2 protein-coding genes (1 of these 2 only partly in view) are annotated in these 23,120 nt (G+C 69.9%); both read left to right on the top strand.

Features of this window, described 5'->3' with window-relative positions; translation table 11 throughout:
* Nucleotides 1-11,110: the 3' portion of a non-ribosomal peptide synthetase gene (locus tag O6P37_RS06305; protein ID WP_269893268.1), read on the top strand. 4,208 nt of this gene lie to the left of the window's left edge; the window shows 11,110 of its 15,318 coding nt (coding positions 4,209-15,318); its start codon lies beyond the left edge, outside the window; it ends in the stop codon at nucleotides 11,108-11,110.
* Nucleotides 11,097-23,120 carry a non-ribosomal peptide synthetase gene (locus O6P37_RS06300; protein ID WP_408633119.1) on the top strand — a complete coding sequence of 4,008 codons (12,024 nt, stop codon included), beginning with the start codon at nucleotides 11,097-11,099 and terminating at the stop codon, nucleotides 23,118-23,120. Before O6P37_RS06305 ends, O6P37_RS06300 begins: the two co-directional genes overlap by 14 nt.

The raw sequence follows: 23,120 nt of genomic DNA, 5'->3' as shown, positions 1-23,120 counted from the left end.
GGCGGCGAACCTGGAACTGGAGGGCCTGCAGGTCACGTCGCTGCCGGTGAACACCCAGACCGCCCGCATGGATCTCGGCTTCTCGCTGGCCGAACGCTTCGACGGGGCCGGTGAGCCCGCCGGGATCGGCGGGACGGTGGAGTTCCGCACCGATGTCTTCGACCCGGACAGCATCCGCAGGCTGATCGATCGGTTGCGGCGGGTCCTGGAGGCGATGACCACCGACTCGGCACGGCGGGTTTCGTCGATCGACGTGCTCGACGAGTGCGAGCATGCCGAACTCGATGAACTCGGCAACCGCGCGGTGCTGACCCAGCCGACCGCCGCGGTGTCGATTCCGGAGCTGTTCGCCGAGCAGGTGGTCCGCGCACCCGAGGCGTTCGCGGTGACCTTCGAGGGCCGGTCGATGACCTACCTCGAACTGGACGAGGCGGCGAATCGGCTGGCGCACCTGTTGGCCCAGCACGGAGCCGGGCCCGGACAGGCTGTGGCACTGCTGTTTCCGCGGTCAGCCGAAGCGATCGTGGCGATCCTGGCGGTCCTCAAGGCCGGCGCCGCCTATCTGCCGATCGACCCGGCGCTGCCGGCGGCGCGCATCGAGTTCATGATCGCCGACACCGCTCCGATCGCCGCGATGACCACCACTGGGCTGGCCGCCCGCTTGGCGGGCTGCGACGTGATGGTGCTCGACATCGAAGACCCCCGCATCGACAGCGAACCCGGTACCGCCCTGCCTGCACCGGCGCCGGATGACCTGGCGCACGTCATCTACACCTCGGGCACCACCGGTGTGCCCAAGGGCGTCACGGTCACCCACCACAACGTCATTCAGCTCTTCGACGGGCTGGACATCGGAGTGGAGCTGGCGCCCGGACAGGTGTGGACGCAATTCCATTCCTACGCATTCGATTTCTCGGTGTGGGAGATCTGGGGTGCGCTGCTGTTCGGTGGGCGGCTGGTGGTGGTGTCCGACGCGGTCGCGCGCTCCCCGGAGGACTTCCACGCGATGCTGGTCGCCGAGGGCGTCACCGTGCTGACCCAGACGCCCTCGGCGGTCGGGGTGCTCTCCCCGCAGGGTCTGGAGTCGGCCGCGCTGGTGATCGGTGCGGAGCCCTGTCCGGCCGAGTTGGTGGACCGCTGGGCCCCCGGGCGGCTGATGGTCAACGTGTACGGCCCGACCGAGACGACGATGTGGGCTTCCGCGAGTGCGCCGTTGGCGGCGGGATCGGGTGCGCCGCCGATCGGCTCGCCGATCGCCTGGGCGGCGTTCTTCGTGCTCGACGAGTGGTTGCGGCCGGTTCCGGCCGGAGTGGTCGGTGAGCTGTACCTGGCAGGTCGCGGCGTGGGTGTCGGCTATGTGCGCCGGGCCGCTCTGACCTCGTCGCGGTTCGTGGCGTGCCCGTTCGGCGCGGCCGGAACACGGATGTATCGCACCGGTGACCTCGTCTCCTGGGGCGCCGACGGCCAGCTGCGGTACCTGGGCCGCGCCGACGAGCAGGTCAAGGTCCGCGGCTACCGCATCGAACTCGGCGAGATCCAGGCCGCGCTGACCGCCCTGGACGGCGTGGATCAGGCGGCGGTGATCGCCCGCGAGGACCGCCCCGGCGACAAGCGCCTGGTCGGCTACATCACCGAAACCGCGACCGGCACGGTCGATCCCGTTCAAGCCCGCAGCGCGCTGGCCGAGCGGCTGCCGGCCTACATGGTGCCGGCAGCGGTGATGGTCGTGGATGCGTTCCCCATGACGGTCAACGGCAAGCTCGACAGCCGAGCCCTGCCCGCACCCGAATACGCCGCGGTCGATCACTACCGGGCGCCGGCGAACGCGGTCGAGGAGATCCTGGCCGGCATCTACGCCCAGATCTTGGGCATCGAGCGGGTGGGGGTCGACGAGTCGTTCTTCGACCTGGGCGGCGACAGCATCCTGTCGATGCAGGTGGTGCTGCACGCCCGGGCAGCCGGCCTGGAGTGCAGGCCCCGCGACGTCTTCGTCGAGCAGACGGTGGCCCGGCTGGCCCGGGTGGCGATGGTGGCCGACGGAGAAGCCGGTGTGGTCGACGAAGGCACCGGGGCGGTCGTCGCCACACCGATCATGCGGTGGCTGGCGGGTGTGGACGGCCCGGTCGGCGAGTTCAACCAGACGGTCGTGGTGTCGGCCCCCGCCGCGGTGTCCAAGGCCGACGTGGTGTCGGTGTTGCAGGCGCTGCTGGATCGCCATGCGATGCTGCGGCTTCGTGTCGACGACGACGGTGCCGGTGGCTGGTCGTTGACGGTGCCCGAGGTGGGCGCGGTGGACGCACGTGACTGCCTTCGGACCGTCGAGGTGCTCGACGATGAGGCGCTGTTGGGGGCGCGGTCACGGTTGAACCCGGCCGCCGGGGTGATGCTGAGCGCGGTGTGGGTGGCCCCGACGGGTCAGCTGGCGTTGATCATCCACCACCTGGCCGTCGACGGGGTGTCGTGGCGAATCCTGCTGGAGGACATCAACATCGCTTGGGCGCAGCATCGCAGCGGCCAACCGGTCGCGCTGCCGGCACCCCGGACGTCCTTCGTGCGGTGGTCGTCGCTGCTGGCCGAGCACGCCCACGACGCAGAGGTCGTGGCCCTGGGGGAGGCCTGGCGGCAGGTGGCGGCGGTCCCGGCGGCGCTTCCCGCGCCCCGACCCGAGCGGGACACCTACGCCAGTGCTGGGCAGATGTCGGCGTCTCTCGGCGTCGACACCACGCGGTCACTGCTGGGTGAGGTGCCTGCGGCGTTCCATGCCGGAGTCCAGGACATCCTGTTGATCGCGTTCGGGCTGGCGGTGGCGGAGTTCGTCGGCATCGGGGGTGCGCCGGTCGGCATCGACGTGGAGGGCCACGGGCGGCACGAGGAACTCGCCGCGGATGTGGACCTGTCGCGCACGGTGGGCTGGTTCACCGCCAAGTACCCGGTGGCGCTCGACGTCGGCGGGCTGTCCTGGGCGCGAGTGGTTGCCGGTGATGCGGCGTTGGGTGCGGCGGTCAAGGCCGCCAAGGAACAGCTTCGCGCCCTGCCCGATCCGTTGACCTACGGTCTGCTGCGCTATCTGAATCCTGACGTGGACCTGCCGGAGTCCGACCCGTCGATCGGCTTCAACTACCTCGGCCGACTCGGCGCGCCTGCGCAGGCGGCCGATTCCGGCGAGGCGTGGCGGATCGGCCCTGACGGCGTCTCGCTGACCGGAGCCACGGCGGCGGTGCCGATCCCGCTGATGCACTCCGTCGAGCTGAACGCAGGCACCATCGACACCGATGCCGGCCCGCACCTGCATGCCAACTGGACGTGGGCGCCCTCGGCGCTGGATCGCGATCAGGTCGGCCGGCTGAGCCGGTTGTGGTTCGACGCCCTGGCCGGCATCTGCGCGCACGTGCGCCGCGGCGGCGGCGGACTGACCCCGTCGGACATCGTCCCGGCCCGGCTGGATCAGCACCAGATCGACGTGCTCGACCAGCAATACGACCTCGTCGATGTCCTGCCGTTGACCCCGCTGCAGCAGGGGCTGCTCTTCCACGCCAGCACCGAGCAGGCGAGCGCCGATGTGTACGCGGTGCAGCTGGCGATCGCGTTCAGCGGTGCCCTCGACGCCCAACGGCTCCGCGCAGCGGTGGACACCGTAGTGCAGCGTCATCCGAATCTGGCAGCCCGTTTTCACGTGCAGTTCGACCAGCCGGTTCAGATCATCCCCGCCGATCCCGTCGCGGCCTGGCGATATGACGACCTCGTCTCCGCTGAGCAGATCGACCGGGTGTCCGTCGACGAGCGTATCGCGGTCTGTGACCTGTTCGGCCAGTCCGCTTTCCGCGCCGCGCTGATCCGCACGGGACACGACGAACACCGGTTCGTCCTGACCTTCCATCACATCGTGATGGACGGCTGGTCGCTGCCGATCCTGCTGAGCGAGATCTTCGCCGGCTACTACGGGCAGCCGTTGCCCGCGCCTGCGCCGTACCGCAGCTTCGTCTCCTGGTTGGCCGACCGGGACGGCCGGGCCGCAGAGGACGCGTGGCGTGCGGTGCTGGCCGGCTTCGACACCCCCACACTGGTCGGCCGGCCGAACAGGTCCGGCCGCCAGGGCGTGATGTCGTCGGTGTTGCCCGAGGGGATCACGCGAACGCTGAACGAGCTGGCGCGCTCACACCACACCACCGTCAACACCGTGCTGCAGGCCGGGTGGGCACAGCTGCTGACATGGCTGACGGGCGCGCATGACGTGGCCTTCGGAGCCGTGGTCTCGGGCAGGTCGGCCGAGGTCCCCGGTGCGGAATCCATGGTGGGACTGTTGATCAACACGGTGCCGGTGCGGGCCACCATCACGGCGGCCACCACCACCACCGACCTGCTCGACCAGTTGCAGCGCGTCAACAACGCCACCCTGGAGCACCAGCACCTGGCGCTCAGCGAGATCCACCGCATCACCGGTCAGGACCAACTGTTCGACACCGTCTTCGTCTTCGAGAACTACCCGGTCGACACCGCCTCGCTGTCCGGCATCGACGGGCTGACCATCACCGAGGTCATCGGCCACGAGTCGACCCACTACCCCCTGACGATGGCGGCCCGGCCCGGCGACGAGATGGGACTTCGCGTCGAGTACGACCAAGACCTGTTCGACGCGGACGCGATCCGTACCTTGATCGCGCGGCTGCAGCGGGTGTTGGTGGCGATGGCAGCCGACCCCGGCCGGTCGCTGTCGGCGGTGGATGTGCTCGACGAGGGTGAGCACGCACGGCTGGACGCGATCGGCAATCGCGCGGCGTTGACCCGGCCGGCCATCGCGCCGGTGTCGATTCCGGCGGCGTTCACCGAATGGGTGGCCCGCACCCCGGATGCCGTGGCGGTGACCTTCGAGGGCAGGCCGACGTCGTACCGCGAGCTCGACGAGGCGGCGAATCGGTTGGCGCACAGGCTGGCCGGTCACGGCGCTCGCCCGGGGGCGTGTGTGGCGCTGCTGTTCACCCGTTCGACGCAGGCCGTGGTGGCGATGCTGGCGGTGCTGAAAACCGGCGCGGCGTACCTGCCGATCGACCCGGCGTCGCCGGCGGATCGCATCGACTTCATGATGCGCGATGCCGCACCTGCGGTCGCGGTCACCACCGCGGCTCTGCGCTCGCGGTTGGGCGGGTGCGACGTTCCGGTCGTCGACGTCGACGCCACGGACACCGATGGCGGCCAACCCGCCGAGGCGCCTTCGGCGCCGGCCCCCGATGACATCGCTTACCTCATCTACACCTCGGGCACCACCGGTGTGCCCAAGGGTGTGGCCGTCACTCACCACAACCTGACTCAGCTGCTGAGGTCACTGGACGCCGGTGCGCCGGCCGAACGAGTGTGGGCGCAGTGGCATTCGCTGGCCTTCGACGCCTCGGTGGAGGAGATCTGGGGTGCGCTGCTGAGTGGCGGCCGGCTGGTGGTGGTGCCCGAGTCGGTGGCCGGTTCCCCGGAGGACGTCCACTCCCTGCTCGTCGCCGAGCAGGTCAGCTTCTTGAGCCAAACCCCCTCTGCGGTGCAGACCCTGGCGCCGGAGGGGCTGAAATCGGTGGCGTTGCTGGTCGCGGGCGAAGCGTGCCCGGCGGAGGTGGTGGATCGGTGGGCGCCCGGGCGGGTGATGGTCAATGCCTACGGCCCGACAGAGACCACGGTGTGCGCGTCGAGGACTGCGCCGCTGGCGGCGGGGTCGGGCGTGCCGCCGATCGGTGCGCCGGTGCCTTCCGCGGCGTTGTTCGTGCTGGACGGCTGGCTGCGGCCGGTGCCGGCGGGGCTGGTCGGCGAGCTGTATGTGGCCGGCGCCGGGGTCGGCGTCGGGTACTGGCGCCGCGCCGGACTGACCGCGTCGCGGTTCCTTGCGTGCCCCTTCGGCGAGCCCGGGTCGCGGATGTATCGCACCGGGGACCTTGTGCGGTGGGGCGCCGCCGGGCAGCTGCAGTATCTCGGGCGCGCCGACGAACAGGTGAAGATCCGCGGCTACCGCATCGAACTCGGCGAGGTGCGCGCGGCGCTGGCACGGCTCGACGGGGTCGCCCAGGCGGCGGTGATCGCCCGCGAGGACCGCCCCGGCGACAAGCGCCTGATCGGCTACATCACCGAGACATCGAGCGGCGCAATCGACTCCGCTCGAGCACGGACCGCGTTGGCCGACCGGTTGCCGCCGTACATGATCCCCGCCGCCGTGGTGGTCATGGATGCCCTGCCGCTGACCCCCAACGGCAAGCTGGACACCCGGGCGCTGCCCGCGCCCGAATACAGCGGAGGCGATCACTACCGGGCCCCGGCCAACGCGGTCGAGGAGATCCTGGCAGGCGTCTACGCCCAGGTGCTGGGTGTCGAGCGGGTCGGGGTCGACGACTCGTTCTTCGACCTCGGCGGTGATTCGTTGTCGGCGATGCGGGTGGTCGCGGCGATCAACACGCTGCTGGACGCCGGCCTCGCGGTGCGGGCGGTGTTCGACGCGCCGACCGTCGCCCAGTTGGCGCCACGTGTCGGTGAGAACGCCGGGAAGCGTGAGCCGTTGGTGGTGGCGGAGCGGCCGTCGGTGGTGCCGTTGTCGTTCGCCCAGCAGCGGTTGTGGTTCCTCGACCAGTTGCACGGGCCCTCCCCGGTGTACAACATGGCGGCGGCATTGCGGCTGAGCGGGCCGCTGGATGCCCTGGCGCTGGGAGCGGCGCTGGCCGATGTGGTGGCGCGCCAGGAGAGCCTGCGCACGCGGTTCGCCGCGCCCGGCGGGGTACCCCAGCAGCTCGTGATACCGCCCGAGCGGGCCGACTTCGGCTGGCGTGTCGTCGATGCCACCGGCTGGCCGGCGGCCCGGCTCGACGACGCCGTCAGCGCCGCGGTGCGTCACAGCTTCGACCTGGCGTCTCAGATTCCCCTGCGGGCAACGCTTTTCCGCGTCACCGAGGACGAGCACGTACTGGTCACCGTGGTGCACCACATCGCCGCCGACGGCTGGTCGATGTCCCCGCTGATGGCTGATCTCGGGACGGCCTATGCCGGCCGGTGCGCCGGACACGCCCCCGACTGGGCGCCGTTGCCGGTGCAGTACGTCGACTACACGTTGTGGCAGCGTGTGCAACTGGGCGAGCTGACCGACCCGGAGAGCCGCATCGCCGCGCAGGTGGGGTACTGGGAGCAGGAGCTGGCCGGGCTGCCCGAGCGGCTGGAACTGCCGACCGATCGGCCGTACCCGGCGGTGCCCGATCAGCGCGGCGCCACGGTGGCGATCGACTGGCCGGCACAGCTGCAGCAGCAGGTGCGCGATGTCGCCCGCGAGCACAACGCCACCAGTTTCATGGTCATCCAGGCCGCGCTGGCGACGCTGCTGGCCAAGGTCGGCGCCAGCAGCGACGTGGCGGTGGGCTTCGCGGTCGCCGGGCGCGGCGACCCCGCGCTGGACGACGTGGTCGGGTTCTTCGCCAACACCCTGGTGCTGAGAACAGATCTGGCCGGCGATCCCACCGTCGCCGAGCTGCTGGCCCAGGTGCGCCGGCGCGGCCTGGCCGCCTACGAGCACCAGGACGTGCCCTTCGAAGTGCTGGTCGACCGGCTGCACCCCACCCGGAGCCTGACCCACCACCCGCTGTTCCAGGTGGCGCTGGCCTGGCAGAACAACGAACCCGCCAGTCCCGCGTTGGGTGACCTGCACGCCACGCCTCTGCTGGTGGACACTCGCACCGCCCGAATGGATCTGACGTTCTCCCTGGCCGAACGTTTCACCGGCGCCGGCCAGGCCGCCGGCCTCGGTGGGGTGGTCGAGTTCCGCACCGACGTGTTCGACGAGAACAGCATTCACTCGCTGATCGAGCGTCTGCAGCGGGTGGTGGCGGCGATGACCGCCGACCCGCAACGGCGGCTCTCGTCGATCGACCTGCTCGGTGAGCCGGAGCGTGCCCGCCTCGCCGAGATCGGCAATCACGCGGCGCTGGCCCACCCGGTAGGCGCATCGGTGTCGATTCCGGCCTTGTTCGCCGAGCACGTCGCCCGCACCCCCGAGGCGGTGGCGGTGACCTTCGAGGGCCGGTCGATGACCTACCTCGACGTCGACGAGGCGGCGAACCGGCTGGCGCAGCTGTTGATCGGCCATGGCGCCGGGCCGGGCCGCAACGTGGCGCTGCTGATGGAACGTTCGGCAGACGCGGTCATCGCGATCATGGCGGTGCTCAAGACGGGCGCAGCCTATCTGCCGATCGACCCGATGGTGCCTGCGGCCCGGATGCATTTCGTGATCGCCGATGCCGCGCCGGTGGCGGTGCTCACCACCGCGGGGTTGCGTCCGCGGCTCGACGGGATCGCCGTCGCCGTGCTCGATGTCGCGGAACCGGCTGTCGCCGCGCAACCCGGTACGGCGCCGGCGGGGCCCCACCCCGACGATGTCGCGTACCTGATCTACACCTCGGGCACCACCGGGGCCCCCAAGGGCGTGGCGGTCACCCATCGGAATGTGACCCGGTTGCTCGCGTCGTTGGATGCGGGGCTGCCGAGTCCCGGGGTGTGGCCGCTGTGTCATTCGTTGGCCTTCGACGTGTCGGTGTGGGAGATCTTCGGGGCGCTGCTGCGCGGGGGGCGGCTGGTGGTGATCCCCGAAACGCTGGCGGGTTCGCCGGAGGACTTCCACGAGGTACTGGTCGCCGAGGGTGTGAGCGTGTTGACGCAGACGCCGTCGGCGGTGGCGATGCTGCCGCAGCACGGTCTGGAGTCGGCGGCGTTGGTGGTCGTCGGCGAGGCCTGTCCGGCCGAGGTGGTGGACCGGTGGGCACCGGGGCGGGTGATGGTCAACGCCTACGGCCCCACCGAGACCACGATGTGCGTGGCGATCAGCGCCCCACTCACCACGGAATCCACCGTGGTGCCGATCGGTTCACCCGTTCCCGGCGCCGCGCTTCTCGTGCTGGACCAATGGTTGCGGCCGGTGCCCGAAGGCGTGATCGGTGAGCTCTACGTCGCCGGCGCGGGTCTGGCCCACGGTTACGTGGGTCGGGCCGGGTTGACCGGATCACGGTTCGTGGCGTGCCCGTTCGGCGGGCTCGGAACGAGGATGTATCGCACCGGAGACCTGGTGCGGTGGGGCGCCGACGGACAGCTGCAGTATCTCGGACGCGCCGACGAGCAGGTCAAGATCCGCGGCTACCGCATCGAACTCGGCGAGATCCAGGCCGCACTGACCGCGCTGGACGGGATCGCCCAGGCGGCGGTGATCGCGCGCGAAGACCGCCCCGGCGACAAGCGCCTGGTCGGCTACGTCACCGAAGCATTCTCGGGCACTGTCGATCCCGCGCAGGCGCGCGGTGCACTGGCTGATCGGCTGCCGCCGTACATGATCCCGGCGGGGATCGTGGTCGTGGACGCCCTGCCGTTGACGGTCAACGGCAAGCTCGACATCCGCGCCCTACCCGCACCCCAGTACACCGCCGGCGAATATCAGGCTCCGGCCGGGGCCGTCGAGGAGATCCTCTCCGACATCTACGCGGAGGTGCTGGGGCTGGAGCGGGTCGGTGTCGATGACTCGTTCTTCGATCTGGGCGGGGACAGCATCTTCTCGATGCAGGTGGTGGCCCGGGCCCGCGCCGCCGGGCTGGTGTGCAGGCCGCGCGATGTCTTCGTCGAGCAGACGGTGGCCCGGCTGGCGCGGGTGGCGGTGGTGGCCGACGGCGCCGCCGGTGTTGTCGACGAAGGCATCGGACCGGTCCTGGCGACCCCGATCATCCGGTGGCTGGCCGCTGTGCAGGGCCCCATCGACGAGTTCAACCAAACTGTGCTGCTGCAGGTTCCGTCAAGGGTCACCGAGTCCGACATGGTGATGGTGCTGCAGGCGCTGCTGGATCGCCATGCGATGCTGCGGTTGCGCGTCGACGACGACGGCGCCGGCGGCTGGTCGTTGGCGGTGCCCGAGGTCGGCGCGGTGGACGCACGCAAATGCCTGCGGACCGCCGAGGTGCTCGACGAGGTGGCGCTCGTCGAGGGGCGATCGCGGCTCAACCCGGCCGCCGGGGTGATGCTGAGCGCGGTGTGGGCGGCCTCGACGGGTCAGCTGGCGTTGATCATCCACCACCTGGCCATCGACGCGGTGTCGTGGGGAATCCTGCTGCAGGACATCAACATCGCCTGGGCGCAACAGCACAGCGGCCAGCCGACAGCCCTGCCCGAAACCGGGACGTCGTTCGCACGGTGGTCGTCGCTGCTGGCCGAGCACGCCCATTCCCCCGAGGTGGTGGAACAGGCCGCCGCCTGGCAGCGGGTGTCGGCGGTGCCGCCGGCGCTTCCCGCCCCCCGACCCGAGCGGGACACCTACGCCAGTGCCGGGCAGATGTCGGCGTCCTTGGACGCCGACACCACCCGCGTGCTGCTGGGAGAGGTACCGGATGCATTTCATTCCGGGCTGCACGAGGTTCTGTTGATCGCATTCGGGCTGGCGGTGGCGGAGTTCGTGGGCGCCGGTGGTGCGCCGATCGGCATCGACGTGGAGGGCCACGGCCGCCGCGAGGAACTCGCCGCAGACGTGGACCTGTCACGCACGGTGGGCTGGTTCACCGCCAAATACCCGGTGGCAATGACCGCCGGCGGGCTGTCCTGGGCGCAGGTGACCGCCGGTGATGCGGCGTTGGGTGCGGCGGTCAAGGCCGCCAAGGAACAGCTTCGCGCCCTGCCCGATCCGCTGACCTACGGCCTGCTGCGCTACCTCAATCCCGACGTGGACCTGCCGGAGACCGATCCGTCGATCGGCTTCAACTACCTCGGCCGACTCGGAGCGCCTGCGCAGTCCGCGGCAGCTGACGGGCTGTGGCAGATCAGTCGGGACGGCGTGTCGCTGAGTGCCGCCGCGACCGCGGTACCGATGCCCCTGGCACACACCGTTGCCCTCAACGCCGGCACCATCGACACCGACGCCGGCCCGCACCTGCACGCCAACTGGACGTGGGCGCCCTCGGCGCTCGACCACGATCAGGTCAGCCGGCTGAGCCGGTTGTGGTTCGAAGCCCTGACCGGCATCTGCGCTCACGTGCGCGGCGGCGGCGGCGGACTGACGCCCTCCGACATCGCGGTCGGTCTCACCCAACAGCAGATCGACGAACTTCAGGGGCAATATGCGGATCGCTGACATTCTGCCGCTGACCCCGCTGCAACGGGGGCTGCTCTTCCACGCCGGCACCACGCGCGATCGCGACGACGACGTATACGCGGTGCAGCTGGCCTTCACTGTGACCGGGCCACTCGACCCGCACGGGCTGTGCGATGCGGTGCACACGGTGGTGAACCGCCATCCCCACCTCGTGGCCCGGTTCTCCGAGAAGTTCGGCCAGCCGGTGCAGATCATCCCGGCCGATCCCGCGCCCGGGTGGCAGTACCTCGAGCTGCACGCCGGCGCCGATGTCGATGAGCAGGTCGAGCGGATCTGCGCCGAGGAGCGCGCCGCTGTCTGCGATCTCGCCGACGGGCCGGCCTTCCGGGTGGCGCTGATCCGCATCGCAGAAGACCGGCACCGGTGTGTGCTGACCAATCACCACATCGTGATGGACGGCTGGTCGCTGCCGATCCTGATGAGTGAGATCTTCGCCAGCTATTACGGTCAGCGCCTCCCGGCGCCCGCGCCGTACCGCAACTTCGTGTCCTGGCTGGCGACTCGCGACCGCCACGCCGCCGAAGCGGCCTGGCGTGCCTTACTGGCCGATTTCGACACACCCACTCTGGTCGGACCGGCGAAGAGGCTGGGGCTGGGCGCCCGTGGCGTTGAATCGTTCCGGGTGCCGGAGCAGACCACACGGGCGCTCGGCGATCTGGCACGCTCCTGCCACACCACCGTGAACATCGTGCTGCAGGGCGCCTTCGCGCAACTGCTCATGTGGCTGACCGGTCAGCAGGACGTCGCCTTCGGCACCACTGTCTCGGGCAGGACCGAGGTGGCCGGCGCCGAATCGATGGTCGGTCTGCTGATCAACACGGTGCCGGTGCGCGCGACCATCACGGCGGCCACCACCACCGCCGAACTGCTGGACCAGCTGCAGCGCGCCCACAACGACACCCTGGACCATCAGCATCTGGCGCTCAACGACATTCACCGGATCACCGGTCATGACCAACTGTTCGACACCATCTTCGGATACGAGAACTACCCGATCGACACCGCCGCCCTGTCCGACAGCAATGGGCTTTCGATCACCGATTCCACCGGTCGCGAGTACAACCACTACCCGCTGACCGTGCAGGCTCAGCCGGGACCCGAACTGGGCCTTCGCGTGGAATTCGACGCCGACGTGTTCGACGCCGACAGTGTTCGCGTGTTGATCGGGCGGTTGCAGCGCGTGTTGGTGGCGATGACGGCCGACCCGGCCCGGCGGCTGTCGTCGATCGACGTCCTCGACGAGGACGAACACGCCCGGCTGGATGCGTTCGGCAACCGTGCGCTGTTGACCCGGCCGGCGACGCCGGTGTCGGTTCCGGCGTCGTTCGCCGCACAGGTGGCCCGCACCCCGGACGCGGTCGCGGTGACCTTCGAGGGTCGCTCGCTGACCTACCTCGAGTTGGACGAGGCGGCGAATCGGCTGGCGCACCTGCTCATCGACGAAGGGGCACGCCCGGGCGAGCATGTCGCGCTGATGTTGGAGCGGTCAGCCAAGGCCATCGTGGCGATGCTGGCGGTGCTCAAGACCGGCGCGGCGTACCTCGCGATCGACCCCGCGCTGCCGGCAGCCCGCGTCGAGTTCATGCTCGTCGATGCCACGCCGATCGCCGCGATCACCACAATGGGACTGGCCGACCGACTCCGCGGATTCGACGTGGTTGTCATCGATGTCGACGACCCCGCGATCGACTCGCGGCCGAGCACCGTTCTGCCGGCGCCGAGCCCGGATGACGTCGCTTACCTCATCTACACCTCGGGCACCACCGGAGTGCCCAAGGGAGTGGCGATTTCGCACCGCAATCTGACCCATCTGGCGGAGTCGACACCCAATGGGCTTCCCGGCGAACAGGTGTGGACGCAGTGCCACTCCTATGCCTTCGACTTCTCGGTATGGGAGATCTGGGCCGCGCTGCTCGGCGGGGCGCGGTTGGTGGTGGTGCCCGAATCGGTGACGGCCGCGCCGCAGGACTTCCACGACGTTCTCGTCAGCGAGCAGGTCAGCGTGCTCACCCAGACCCCGTCGGCAGTGGCGGCGCTCTCCCCGGAAGGTCTCGAGTCGGTGGCCTTGCTGCTCGGCGGCGAGCCCTGCCCGGGCGAGGTGGTGGACCGGTGGGCGCCGGGGCGGGTGGTGGTCAATGCCTACGGCCCGACCGAGATCACGGTGTACGCGGCGATCAGTGCGCCGCTGACGCCGGGGTCCGGGGCGCCGCCGATCGGTGCGCCGGTGTCCACCGCGGCGCTGTTCGTGCTGGACGGCTGGTTGCGTCCGGTGCCGGTGGGTGTGGTCGGTGAGTTGTATGTGGCCGGTCATGGTGTGGGGGTCGGCTATCTGGGCCGTTCCGGGTTGACCGCGGCGCGGTTCGTGGCGTGTCCGTTCGGCGGGGTGGGCTCCGGGACGCGGATGTACCGCACCGGAGACCTGGTTCGCTGGCGTGCCGACGGGCAACTCGACTATCTGGGCCGCGTCGACGAGCAGGTCAAGATCCGCGGCTACCGGATCGAACTCGGCGAGATCCAAGCCGCCATGGCCCGGGTGGACGGGGTGGAGCAGGCCGCGGTGATCGCCCGTGGGGACGGCCCCGGTGGCAAGCGCCTGGTGGGTTACGTGACCGGGGAAGCCGACCCGGCCGAGATCCGCACGGCGCTGGCCGAGCGGCTCCCGGCGTACATGGTGCCGGCCGCGGTGGTTCGGTTGCCCGCCTTGCCCTTGACGGTCAATGGGAAGCTCGACATCCGGGCGCTGCCGGCACCCGAATACAGCGGAGGCGATCACTACCGCGCCCCGGCCAACGCGGTCGAGGAGATCCTGGCAGGGGTCTACGCCCAGGTGCTGGGTGTCGAGCGGGTCGGGGTCGACGACTCGTTCTTCGACCTCGGCGGTGACTCGTTGTCGGCGATGCGGGTCGTTGCCGCGATCAACAACGGCCTAGATGCGGATCTCTCGGTACGCGCCGTGTTCGAGGCGCCCACCGTCGCCCAGTTGGCATTGCGTATCGGCGCAGGAGGGGCGCGGCGCGAGCCGTTGGTGGCGGTGGAGCGGCCGTCGGTGGTGCCGTTGTCGTTCGCCCAGCAGCGGTTGTGGTTCCTCGACCAGTTGCACGGGCCGTCCCCGGTGTACAACATGGCGACCGCACTGCGGCTGAGCGGGCCGCTGGACACCGGCGCGTTGTGGGCGGCGCTGGCCGATGTGGTGGCGCGCCAGGAGAGCCTGCGCACGCTGTTCGCCGCGCCCGACGGAATACCCCAGCAGCTGGTGATGCCGCCCGAACGGGCCGACTTCGGGTGGCACGTCGTCGATGCCACCGACTGGCCGCAGGCCCGACTGCAGGAGGAGATCGACGCCGCGATTCGCCACCCGTTCGATCTGGCAAACGAGATCCCGCTGCGGGCAACGCTTTTCCGCCTTGCCGAGGACACACACGTGCTTGCGGCCGTGGTGCACCACATCGCGGCCGACGGCTGGTCGATCACCCCGCTGATCGGGGACCTGGGCGCGGCGTATGTCAGCAGGTCTGCCGGGCACGCGCCCGGCTGGGCGCCGTTGCCGGTGCAGTACGTCGATTACACGTTGTGGCAACGCGCGCGGCTGGGTGAGCTGACCGACTCGGAAAGCCGCATCGCCGCGCAGGTGGGGTACTGGGAGAAGGAGCTGGCCGGGCTACCGGAGCGGCTGCAGTTGCCGACCGATCGGCCGTACCCGGCGGTGACCGATCAGCGCGGCGCCACGGTGACGATCGACTGGTCCGCCGAACTGCAGCAGCAGGTTTCGCGGGTTGCCCGCGAGCACAACGCCACCACGTTCATGGTGATCCAGGCCGCCCTGGCGGTACTGCTGGCCAAGGTGAGCGCCAGCACCGACGTGGCGGTGGGCTTCGCGGTCGCCGGGCGCACCGACCCCGCGCTGGACGAGGTGGTGGGGTTCTTCGTCAACACCCTGGTGCTGAGAACGGACCTGACGGGTGATCCCACCGTCGCCGAGCTGCTGGCCCAGGTGCGCCGCCGCGGCCTGGCCGCCTACGAGCACCAGGACGTGCCCTTCGAAGTGCTGGTCGACCGGCTGCAGCCGACCCGGAACCTCACCCACCACCCGCTCGTTCAGGCGGCGTTGACGTGGCAGAACAACGAGGCGGCGACGCTCGCGCTGGGTGACCTGCAGGTCACGCCGATGCCGGTGGACACCCGCACCGCCCGGATGGACCTGATGTTCTCCCTCGGTGAACGCTGGACCGAGAGCGGCCAGGCCGCCGGGATCGGCGGGGCGGTGGAGTTCCGCACCGACGTGTTCGACCCGGACAGCATCGAGGCGTTGATCGGCCGGTTGCAGCGGGTGTTGGTCGCAATGACCGACGACCCGAAACGGCGGTTGTCGGCGGTGGATGTGCTCGACGGGGGTGAGCATGCCCGCCTGGACGAGCTCGGCAACCGCGCGGCGCTGACTCAGCCGGGAGCCCCGGCCGTGTCGATTCCGGCGCTGTTCGCCCAGCATGTGGCACGGACACCGGACGCGGTGGCGCTGGTATGCCAGGGCCTGTCGATGACGTACCTGCAGCTCGACGAGGCCGCAGGCAGGTTGACGCACCTGCTGGCCGCCGACGGTGTGGGACCGGGACAGTGCGTGGCACTGCTGTTGGAGCGGTCGGCCGAGGCGGTCGTGGCGATCCTCGCGGTGCTCAAGACCGGAGCGGCGTATCTGTCGCTCGACGCGACGGTGCCGTCTGAGCGCCTGCGGTTCATCGTGGAGGATGCCGCGCCGGTGGCAGTGATCACCAGCGCGGAATTGCGTTCACGGCTCGACGGAATCGCGGTACCCGTGGTCGATGTCGCGGATCTGGCCGGCGCCGCCCAACCCGGTACGGCGCCAACGGGGCCCGATCCCGGCGACGTCGCGTACGTCATCTACACCTCCGGCACCACCGGCACACCCAAGGGCGTGGGGATCACCCATCACAGCGTCACCCGATTGCTGACGTCGTTGGATGCGGGGCTGCCGAATCCCGGTGTGTGGCCGCTGTGTCATTCGTTGGCGTTCGACGTGTCGGTGTGGGAGATCTTCGGGGCGCTGCTGCGCGGGGGACGGGTGGTGGTGGTCCCCGAAGCGGTGGCGGGTTCGCCGGAGGACTTCCACGAGGTGTTGGTCAGCGAACAGGTCAGCGTGTTGACGCAGACGCCGTCGGCGGTGGCGCTGCTGCCGCAGCAGGGTCTGGAGTCGACGGCGTTGGTGGTCGTCGGCGAGGCCTGTCCGGCCGAGGTGGTGGACCGGTGGGCGCCGGGGCGGATGATGGTCAACGCCTACGGTCCCACCGAGACCACGATGTGCGTGGCGATCAGCGCGCCGCTGACTGCGGGGACGGGTGCGCCGCCGGTCGGCTTCCCCGTTCCCGGGGCGGCATTGTTCGTGCTCGACCAGTGGTTGCACCCCGTTGCGGCCGGGGTGGTGGGCGAGCTGTATGTCGCCGGCGACGGCGTGGGCGTCGGCTACCTGGGCCGTCCGGGATTGACCGGATCGCGGTTCGTGGCGTGCCCGTTCGGCGCGGCCGGAATGAGGATGTATCGCACCGGGGATCTGGTGTCCTGGGGCGCCGATGGGCAGCTGCGGTATCTCGGGCGTGCCGATGAACAGGTCAAGATCCGCGGCTACCGCATCGAACTCGGTGAAATCCAGTCCGCCCTGATCGGGCTGGACGGGGTGGATCAGGCGGCGGTGATCGCGCGCGAGGACCGCCCCGGCGACAAGCGTCTGGTCGGATACGTCACCGCGTCGGTGGCCGGCGCGGTCGATCCCGCCGCGGTCCGTCGCGCGTTGGCGCAGCGGCTGCCGGTCTACATGGTCCCGGCGGCGGTGGTACTCCTCGACGTGTTGCCCCTCACGGCCAACGGCAAGCTCGACAGCCGCGCCCTGCCCGTACCCGAATACACCGCCGGCGAGTACCGGCCCCCCGGCAACGCGGTCGAGGAGATCCTGACCGACATCTACGCGGAAGTACTGGGGCTGGAGCGGGTGGGGGTCGACGAGTCGTTCTTCGACCTGGGCGGCGACAGCATCCTGTCGATGCAGGTGGTGGCCCGCGCCCGCGCCGCCGGGGTGGTGTGCAGGCCGCGCGATGTCTTCGTCGAGCAGACGGTGGCGGGCGTGGCACGGGTGGCGGTGGTGGCCGACAGCGGCTCCGATGTGGTGGACGAAGGCATCGGGCCGGTCATCGCCACGCCGATCATGCGGTGGCTGAGCGCTGTGGACGGCCCCGTCGACGAGTTCAATCAGACTGTGCTGCTGGCTGTTCCGTCACCGGTCACCGAGGCCGACGTGGTAGTGGTGCTGCAGGCGCTGCTGGATCGCCATGCGATGCTGCGGTTGCGCGTCGACGACGACGGTGATTGGTCGTTGACGGTGCCCGAGGTGGGCGCGGTGGACGCACGCGATTGCCTGCGGACCGTCGAGGCGCTCGACGACGAGGTGCTCGTCGAGGCGCGGTCGCGGCTCGACCCGGGCGCCGGGGTGATGCTCAGTGCGGTGTGGGCGCCCCCGACGAGTCAGCTGGCGATCATCATCCACCACCTGGCCGTCGACGCGGTGTCGTGGGGAATTCTGCTGCAGGACATCAACATCGCCTGGGTCCAGCATCACGGCGGCCAACCGGTGGCCCTGCCCGGAGGCGGGACGTCGTTCGTGCGATGGTCGTCGTTGCTGGCCGAGCACGCCCACGCTCCCGAGGTCGCGGCCCTGGGGGAGGAGTGGAGGCAGGTGGCGGCGACTCCGGCCGCGCTTCCCGCGCCCCGACCCGAGCGGGACACCTACGCCGGCGCCGGGCAGATGTCGGCGTCCCTGGGCGTCGACACCACGCGGTCACTGCTGGGTGAGGTGCCTGCGGCGTTCCATGCCGGAATCCAGGACATCCTGCTGATCGCGTTCGGGCTGGCGTGGACCGAATTCCTCGGCCACGGCGCGATGCCGGTCGGCATCGACGTGGAGGGCCACGGCCGCCATGAGGAACTCGCCGCGGATGTGGACCTCTCGCGCACGGTCGGCTGGTTCACCGCCAAATACCCGGTGACACTGGACGTCGGTGGATTGTCCTGGGCGCAGGTGACCGCCGGTGATGCGGCGCTGGGTGCGGTGATCAAGGCCGCCAAGGAACAGCTTCGCGCACTGCCCGACCCGTTGACCTACGGTCTGCTGCGCTACCTCAATCCCGACGTGGACCTGCCGGAGTCCGACCCGTCGATCGGCTTCAATTACTTCGGTCGACTGGGTGGTTCGCCGCACGCCGCCGGTGTCGATGAGCTGTGGCGGATCAGTCGGGACGGCGTGTCGCTGAGTGCCGCCGCGACCGCGGTGCCGATGCCCCTGGCGCACACGGTCGCGCTGAACGCCGGCACCATCGACACTGACGCCGGCCCGCATCTGCACGCCAACTGGACATGGGCGCGTTCGGCGCTGGATCACGATCAGGTCAGCCGGTTGAGCCGGTTGTGGTTCGACGCCCTGGCCGGCATCTGCGCTCACGTGCGCGGCGGCGGCGGCGGGCTGACCCCGTCGGACATTTTCCCGGCCCGCCTGGATCAGCACCAGATCGATGAGCTGGACGAGCGACACGACATCGCTGATGTCCTGCCGTTGACCCCGTTGCAACAGGGGCTGCTCTATCTCGCCAGCACCATGCGCGGTGGCGGCGACGATGTGTACGCGGTGCAGCTGGCCTTCACCGTGACCGGTCCGCTCGGTCCGCACGGGCTGCGCGATGCGGTGCACACCGTGGTGAAGCGCCACCCGCATCTGGCGGCCCGATTCTGTGCCCAATTCGACGAGCCGGTGCAGATCATCCCGGCCGATCCCACGCCGGGATGGCGGTACGTCGAGCTGGACGTCGACGGCGTCGACGAGCAGATCGAGCAGGTCTGCGCCGAGGAGCGCGCCGCGGTCTGCGATCTCGCCGACGGACCGGCCTTCCGCGTGGCGCTGATCCGCATCGCGCAGGATCGCCACCGGTTGGTGCTCACCAACCATCACATCGTGATGGACGGCTGGTCGCTGCCGATCCTGCTGGGCGAGATCTTCGCCGGCTATTACGGTCAGCGCCTCCCCGCGGCGGTCCCGTACCGCAGATATGTCGCGTGGCTGGCCACCCGGGATCGCGCCGCCGCCGAGGCCGCATGGCGTGCGGTGCTGGCCGGCTTCGAGACCCCGACACTGGTCGGTCCGGCGCAACGGTCGGGGCCGAACACCAAGGGCGTGGAGGCATTCCGCGTGCCCGAGGCGACCACGCGGGCGCTCGGGGAGCTGGCGCGCTCGCACCACACCACCGTCAACACCGTGCTGCAGGCCGCGTGGGCGCAGCTCCTGGTGTGGCTGACCGGTCAGCAGGACGTCGCCTTCGGCACCGCAGTGTCGGGCAGGACCGAGGTGGCAGGCGCCGAGGCGATGGTGGGCCTGCTGATCAACACGGTGCCGGTGCGCGCGACCATCACGGCGGCCACCACCACCGCCGAACTGCTGGACCAGCTGCAGCGCGCATACAACGACACCCTGGACCACCAGCACCTGGCGCTCAACGAGATCCACCGGATCACCGGCCAAGATCAACTGTTCGACACGCTGTTCGTCTACGAGAACTACCCGATCGACACCGCCGCGATGTCCGGCGACCACGAGTTGGCCGTCACCGACCTGGCCATCGGCGAGTACAACCACTACCCGCTGACGGTGCAGGCCACGCCAGGTCCGGAACTCGGCCTCCGTGTCGAGTTCGACGCCGATGCGTTCGACGCGGCCGGCATCGGGGCGCTCGTCACGCGGTTGCAGCGGGTGCTGGAGGCGATGACCGCCGACCCGACCCGGCGAGTCTCGGCGATCGATGTGCTCGACGCGTCCGAGCATGTCCGGTTGGACGAGATCGGCCACCGCGCCGCGCTGACCCGGCCGGCGCCGCCCGCGATGTCGGTTCCGGCCATGTTCGCCGCACAGGTGGCCCGCACCCCGGACGCGGTGGCCGTGACCTTCGACGGTCGCTCACTGACCTACCGGGAACTGGACGACGCCGCCAACCGGCTGGCGCACCTGCTCACCGGTCACGGCGCCCGTTCGGGTGAGTATGTGGCGCTGCTGCTCGAGCGTTCGGCCGAGGCGGTTGTGGCGATCTTGGCGGTGCTGAAGACCGGAGCGGCGTATCTGCCGATCGACCCGGCGTTGCCATCGGCGCGCATCGGGTTCATGCTCGCCGACGCCACGCCGGTCGCCGCGATCACCACCACCGAATTGGCCGGCCGACTCGATGGATTCGACACGGTGGTCATCGAAGCAGACGATCCCCGCATCAGGAATTGTCCGGCCACCGCGTTGCCGGTGCCGAGCCCGGACAACGTCGTCTTCCTCATCTACACGTCCGGCACCACCGGTGTCCCGAAGGGTGTGGCCCTCACCCACCACAACCTGACCCAGCTGCTGGCATCGATCGACACATGGCTGGAACCGGATCAGGTCTGGGCGCAGTGGCATTCGCTGGCCTTCGACGTCTCGGTGTGGGAGATGTGGGGTGCGTTGTTGCGCGGTGGGCGGCTGGCGGTGGTGCCCGAATCCGTCGGCCGCTCACCGGAAGACCTCCGCGCTCTGCTGATCAGCGAACACGTCACCATGCTCATCCAGACCCCGTCGGCGGTGGGAATGCTGTCATCCGAGGGGCTGGACGGCGTGACGCTGGTGGCGGCGAGTGAGGTGTGCCCCGCCGAGGTGGTGGATCGGTGGGCGCCCGGGCGAATGATGTGGCATGCGTACGGCCCCACCGAGACCACGGTGTACACATCTATGAGCGGGCCGCTGACCGTGGGGTCGGGGGTGCCGCCGGTCGGCATTCCGGCAGCGGGGAACGCCTTCTTCGTGCTGGATGGATGGTTGCGGGCGGTGCCCGCAGGAGTGGTCGGTGAGTTGTACATCGCCGGTGCCGGGGTGGGCGTCGGATACTGGCGCCGGGCGGGGTTGACCGGATCACGGTTCGTCGCGTGTCCGTTCGGGGTGCCCGGGGCGAGGATGTACCGCACCGGGGATCTGGTGCGCTGGCGCGCCGACGGGCAGCTGCAGTTCATCGGCCGCGCCGACGAGCAGGTCAAGATCCGCGGCTACCGCATCGAACTCGGCGAGATACAGGCCGCCCTGATGCGGCTGGACGGTGTTGAGCAGGCCGTGGTCGTCGCCCGTGAGGACCGCCCCGGCGACAAACGCCTGGTCGGTTACGTCACCGGCACGGCAGACCCTGCGGGGCTACGCGCCGCGTTGGCCGAGCGGCTCCCGCAGTACATGGTGCCTGCCGCGGTGGTGGTGCTGGAGCGGCTGCCGCTGGCGGTCAACGGCAAGCTCGACGCGCGCGCCCTGCCGGCGCCCGACTACCAGGATGCCCACCCCTACCGCGCTCCGACCGGCCCGACCGAGGAGGTCGTGGCCGACATCTACGCCGAGGTGCTCGGCGTCGACCGTGTGGGAGTCGACACCTCGTTCTTCGACCTCGGTGGGGATTCGCTGTCGGCGATGCGGGTGATCGGCAAGATCAACATGACCCTGGACATCGACCTGTCGGTGCGCGCCATCTTCGACGCGCCGTCGGTGAGCGGACTGAGCCTGCGGGTGGACACTCACGATGACGAGGAGGAGGCCGGCCACGGGCCCCGCTTCGCGTCCGTGCACGGCCGCGACAGCACCGAGGTGCACGCCCGCGACCTCACGCTGGACAAGTTCATCGATGCTGCGACGCTGACCGCCGCCCCGACCCTGCCGCGCCCGGGCGCCGAAGTGCGGACCGTTCTGCTCACCGGAGCGACCGGCTACCTCGGGCGATACCTGGCCCTCGAATGGCTGAAGCGGATGGACCTGGTCGACGGCACACTGATCTGCCTGGTGCGAGCCGAGTCCGACGAGGAGGCGCGGCTCCGCCTGCACAAGACCTTCGACAGCGGCGACCCGGGACTGCTGCGGCACTTCCAGGAACTCGCCGCCGATCATCTGGAGGTCATCGCGGGCGACAAGAGCGAGGCGAACCTGGGGCTGGACGAGGAACTCTGGCAGGCGCTGGCAGAGAGCGTCGATCTGATCGTCGATCCCGCGGCGATGGTCAACGGTGTCTTCCCCTACAGCGAGCTGTTCGGTCCCAACGTCGTGGGCACGGCCGAGCTGCTCCGGTTCGCGCTCACCTCGAAACTCAAGCCCTACGGCTACGTGTCGAGTGGCGACGTGAGGAACCAGATCGACCCGTCCGAGTTCACCGAGGAGGCCGACATCCGGGTCATCAGCCCCACCCGTATCAACGACGGCGGCTTCGGCAACGGATACGCGAACAGCAAGTGGGCCGGCGAAGTGCTGCTGCGCGAGGCCCACGACCTGTGCGGGCTGCCCGTCGCGGTGTTCCGCTGCGACGTGATCCTGGCCGAGCCGACCTACGCAGGCCAGCTCAACGTGTCGGACATCGTCAGCCGGATGGTGCTGAGCATGGTGGCCACCGGCCTGGCGCCCGGCTCGTTCTTCGCGCGCGACGCCGCAGGCAACCGGCAGCGCGCCCATTTCGACGGGCTGCCCGTCGATTTCGTCGCCGAGTCGATCGCCACGCTGAGTGCCCGGATGGGCGACGGGTTCGCGACCTATCACGTGATGAACCCGCACGACGACGGCATCGGGCCCGACGAGTACGTCGACTGGCTGGTGGATTCCGGTCTGCCGATCAAGCGCATCGACGACTTCGGCGATTGGTTGCACCGGTTCGAGACGGCCCTCGGCGCTCTGCCGGAGAAGCAGCGTGAGCACTCGGTGCTGCAGATGCTGCAGCTGCGTCCTTCCGGACACTTCGACCTTCCCGAGCCGATGCAGGGATCCTGGGCGCCGACCGACAGGTTCCGGTCCGCGTTCAAGGAAGCGAAGTTCGAACTGGACCGGGACATCTCGGACATCCCGCACGTCACGGCGCCCGTCATCATGAAGTACGTCACCGACCTGCGACGGTTCGGTCTGCTCTAG

This window comes from Mycobacterium hippophais (assembly GCF_027529605.1).
GTDB lineage: Bacteria > Actinomycetota > Actinomycetes > Mycobacteriales > Mycobacteriaceae > Mycobacterium > Mycobacterium arseniciresistens.
Note: the sequence above shows the minus strand (reverse complement) of the source record. Positions and strands in the feature narration are given on the sequence as shown.

Bases quoted from the DNA above. Each gene is read 5' to 3' on its own strand.
- O6P37_RS06300 (WP_408633119.1), top strand. From the start codon at position 11,097: ATGCGGATCGCTGACATTCTGCCGCTGACCCCGCTGCAACGGGGGCTG.